This is a genomic window from Sphingomonas bacterium (genome assembly GCF_903643065.1).
In the GTDB taxonomy this organism is placed as follows: Bacteria; Pseudomonadota; Alphaproteobacteria; order Sphingomonadales; family Sphingomonadaceae; genus Sphingomonas.
The window spans coordinates 1-3,290 of the sequence record NZ_CAHJWX010000347.1; the positions used below are offsets into that span (position 1 = coordinate 1).

At 70.0% G+C, this 3,290-nt stretch carries 5 protein-coding genes; 1 reads left to right on the top strand and 4 read right to left on the bottom strand.

Translation table 11 applies throughout. The annotated features are described in order from the left end of the window. Positions 1 to 39: 39 nt before the first annotated feature. Positions 40 to 1,254 (bottom strand): GTP-binding protein, encoded by a 1,215-nt coding sequence (locus HUU95_RS11765; RefSeq protein ID WP_254602770.1) that lies wholly within the window; start codon positions 1,252 to 1,254, stop codon positions 40 to 42. Positions 1,255 to 1,325: 71 nt separating this feature from the next. Here HUU95_RS11765 and HUU95_RS11770 point away from each other — a divergent pair, with 71 nt between their 5' ends. Further along, positions 1,326 to 1,709 carry a MerC domain-containing protein gene (locus HUU95_RS11770; protein ID WP_174280283.1) on the top strand — a complete coding sequence of 128 codons (384 nt, stop codon included), beginning with the start codon at positions 1,326 to 1,328 and terminating at the stop codon, positions 1,707 to 1,709. 118 nt (positions 1,710 to 1,827) lie between these two features. On the opposite strand, the gene HUU95_RS14850 is transcribed toward HUU95_RS11770, so the two are convergent. The 3 genes from HUU95_RS14850 to HUU95_RS11785 are packed head-to-tail and all read right to left on the bottom strand — an operon-like array spanning position 1,828 to position 3,148. After that, the gene (locus HUU95_RS14850; RefSeq protein WP_438827209.1) at positions 1,828 to 2,199 is read right to left on the bottom strand and encodes a surface-adhesin E family protein; all 372 of its coding nucleotides are present in this window, start codon (positions 2,197 to 2,199) and stop codon (positions 1,828 to 1,830) included. After that, the gene (locus HUU95_RS11780) at positions 2,196 to 2,666 is read right to left on the bottom strand and encodes a DUF3299 domain-containing protein (protein ID WP_174280285.1); all 471 of its coding nucleotides are present in this window, start codon (positions 2,664 to 2,666) and stop codon (positions 2,196 to 2,198) included. The genes HUU95_RS14850 and HUU95_RS11780 overlap by 4 nt, the downstream gene beginning before the upstream one ends. Then, positions 2,663 to 3,148, bottom strand: a complete 486-nt coding sequence (locus HUU95_RS11785) for a hypothetical protein (RefSeq protein ID WP_174280286.1) — start codon at positions 3,146 to 3,148, stop codon at positions 2,663 to 2,665. Before HUU95_RS11785 ends, HUU95_RS11780 begins: the two co-directional genes overlap by 4 nt. Between the last annotated feature and the right edge of the window lie 142 nt (positions 3,149 to 3,290).

Here is a 3,290-nt window from a genome sequence, read left to right on the forward strand (position 1 = left end):
GCGGCGGCAGCGGCACGCCCGCCCGCGCCAGCCCGATCGTCATGCCGCCACGCGCGCGGACCAGCTGGGGAACGGGTCACGCATCCCCAGCCACGCCGCCGGGGTGAAGGCGAGCGCGGGCACCAGACAGGCGTCCAGCCCGGCGCGGATCGCCGCCTCGTCCATGTCGACGCCGATGAACACCAGCTCCTGGCGCCGGTCGCCCCAGATCGGGTCCCAATGCTTTAGCGCATATTGCTCGAAGCTGCCGTCGGCGGGCCAGCGGTTCTTGGGCACCGCCGCCCACCAGCGGCCGAGCGGCTCCACCGTCACCTGATGCCCGGCCTTGGCCAGCTCGCCCAGCCAGTCAGGCCGCGTCGCCAGCCAGAAGAAGCCCTTGGCCCGGATCACGCTGCGCATCTCGCCCGCCTCCGCCAGGAAGGCGCGGAACCGGGCGGGATCGAATGGCCGCCGCGCGCGGTAGACGAAGCTCTCGATCCGATATTCCTCGCTCTCGGGCCGGTGCTCGGCAAAGCCGTACAGCTCCTTGGCCCAGAGCGGGTGCTGCTCGGCGCGTTCCTCGTCGAACAGCCCGGTGTCGAGCAGCGCGGCGATCGGCACCCGACCGAAGTCGCTCAACACGATCCGCGCGTCGGCGTTGAGCGAGGCGCAGACCTGTTTCACCGTCGCCAGCGTGCCCGCGTCCACCGCGCCGGCCTTGTTGATCACGATCACGTCGGCGAACTCGATCTGCTCGACCAGCAGCGCCACCAGGCTGCGGTCGTCGCCATCGCCCGCCGTCTCGCCGCGATGGCCGAGCAGGTCGTGGCTCGCATAGTCGGCGAGCAGGTTGGCCGCGTCCACCACCGTCACCATCGTGTCCAGCCGCGCCACGTCGGCCAGGCAGCGCCCCTCCTCGTCGCGGAACGAGAAGGTCGCCGCGACCGGCAGCGGCTCGGAAATGCCCGTGCTCTCGATCACGATCGCATCGAAGCGCCCCGCCTCCGCCAGCCGGCGCACCTCGATCAACAGGTCCTCGCGCAACGTGCAGCAGATGCAGCCGTTGGACATCTCGACCAGCGCGTCCTGCCCCCGCGCCAGCGCCGCGTCGCCGCCGCGCACCAGCTCGGCGTCGATGTTCACCTCCGACATGTCGTTGACGATCACCGCGATCCGCCGTCCCTCGCGGTTGGCGAGCAGGTGGTTGAGCAGCGTCGTCTTGCCCGCGCCAAGGAACCCGGACAGTACCGTCACCGGCAGTCGTTCGGCCAACACCATATCCTCCTTGCGAATCACGATATGATGTATCATTGGCGCCAGACAGGGGTCCCGGGCAAGGACTATTGATGGCGACTGGAACCACGCGCGTCGACTGGGTGGAGCGCGTCGCGATCGGGGCGTCGGCGGCATGCCTCGTCCATTGCCTGGCGCTGCCGCTGCTGATCGCGGCGCTGCCGGCGCTGAGCGCGGTGCTGGACATCCCCGAAAGCTTCCACCTCTGGGCGCTCGGGCTTGCCATCCCGGCCGCGCTGTTCGCCTTGCTGCAAGGGCGGTCCAAACATGGCGACACCGGCCCGCTGCTGCTCGGCTTGGTCGGGCTGACGCTGATGGTGCTGGGCGCGCTGGTCGTTGCCGAGACGGCGGAGACGCCGGTGACGGTGGCGGGCAGCCTGCTGCTCGCGGGCGCGCACCTGATCAACTGGCGCCGGCGCCATGCCTGCGGTTGCTAGGGTCGCTGGCGATCGACGTTGGCCCCATTCTCGTCGCCCCCTCTCCCAATGGGAGAGGGGAGCGGATAGTGGTGAAGGTCTAACGCCTGTGCGCCGCCTGCCTTCCCCGGTCGGCTGATCAGCCGACCGGCGTCATTGCGCAGACGGTGCGCACCACGCGGCCGCCGATCGTCTCCGACGTCACCGGCAGCGCCGGCGCGGTAGACGCGCCGCGCTGTACGGTCCGGCCGTCCGCGTCGCGTGCGTCAAAGGCGAGCAGGCGCCAAGTCCGCGCGGCGCAATCGATCTCCTCGTCCTGATAGACCAGCACGATCGCGCCGGTGATCGTGCCGGGCGAACCGATCCGCACCCGCGCGAACCGGCGATCACCGCCGATCCGCAGGCTGGCGCGTTCGACGAAGATGCGAAGCCGCGAAATACTGACCCCGACGGGGACCCAAGCGCCCGGCGGATCGCTCCCCGCCAGCGCCAGCGCGAGCAGGAAGCTCAGCGGACCTGCGCGCTCGTCATGCGGAAGAACAGGCCGTTGTCGCCGTTGTTCTCCAACCCGAACGTACCGGTCACCGTCACCAGCCTCGCGGAAAAGGCGATCGGGCGCGCCGTGCGCACCTCCACCACCTCATTGGGCTCGCCCGGCGGGCAGAAGGCGCAGACGGGGGTGTATTTGGACAGCAGGAAATGATCGCCGCGCACCGCCGCATCGAGCGGCATGATGAAGCCCGGCAGCGTCAACGTCTTGCCGACCAGCGCGCGCACGGCGGGGGGATGGGCGGCGGTGAAGATGCCGCGTGAGTCATCCTCGGCGATGCGCGTCGTCCGCAAAGTCGCCCACAGCGGCGAACGGCCCTGCGGCAGCCGTACCTGCGCGCTCCGCTCCCCCGCGCCCTGGATCTGGCCCAGCGCCGGCTGCCCCAGCGCGATCGCCGCGAGCAGCGCCAGCCTTCCCCCTCGTGTCATAGCTTCTTGGCCCCGTTCAGCTTGAAGAACAGTCCCTTGTCGCTCTCCTGCACCAGTTGGAGCGTGCCCTCGATCGTGATCGGCGACTGGGTGTAGGCGACGGGCTTGCTCGAGAACACCTCGATCGCCTCGGTCGGCTCGTTGGGCGGGCAGAACGGGCAGCCGGCACTGCGCCGCGTCAGCACGAAATGCGGCGAGGTGGTGCTCGACTCGACCGGGAGCATGTAGCCGGTGATGGAGAAACTGGCGCCGTTCTCCTTCTTGAGCAGCGGCGAGAAGGTCGCGCGGTACACGCCCTTGGCCTCATCCGCCGTCACCTTGGCGTCGTGGAAGAAGATCCAGCGCAGGTCGTCCTCATGGTCCAGCGTGCCGTTGCCGTTCGGGCCCCAGCTGCGATCGCCGCCGGGATAGAATTGCGCGGGCGCGCCCGCCGGAACGAGCGCGGTGGCGGCCAGGGCAAGCGACAGGAGAAGCTTTTTCATGTCAGCCTCTTAACACCTGCGCCGGTCGAAGGCGATAGGCCGCGACCGCCGGCACGATCGCCGCGAGCAGCGCCAGGCCGATTGCCGCCAGCACGATCAGCGCGTCGGCGGCGCCGGGCGCCGGCAGCGCCAGCGCGGGTCC

Bases quoted from the DNA above. Each gene is read 5' to 3' on its own strand.
- HUU95_RS11780 (WP_174280285.1), bottom strand. From the start codon at position 2,666: ATGACACGAGGGGGAAGGCTGGCGCTGCTCGCGGCGATCGCGCTGGGG.
- HUU95_RS11770 (WP_174280283.1), top strand. From the start codon at position 1,326: ATGGCGACTGGAACCACGCGCGTCGACTGGGTGGAGCGCGTCGCGATC.
- HUU95_RS11785 (WP_174280286.1), bottom strand. From the start codon at position 3,148: ATGAAAAAGCTTCTCCTGTCGCTTGCCCTGGCCGCCACCGCGCTCGTT.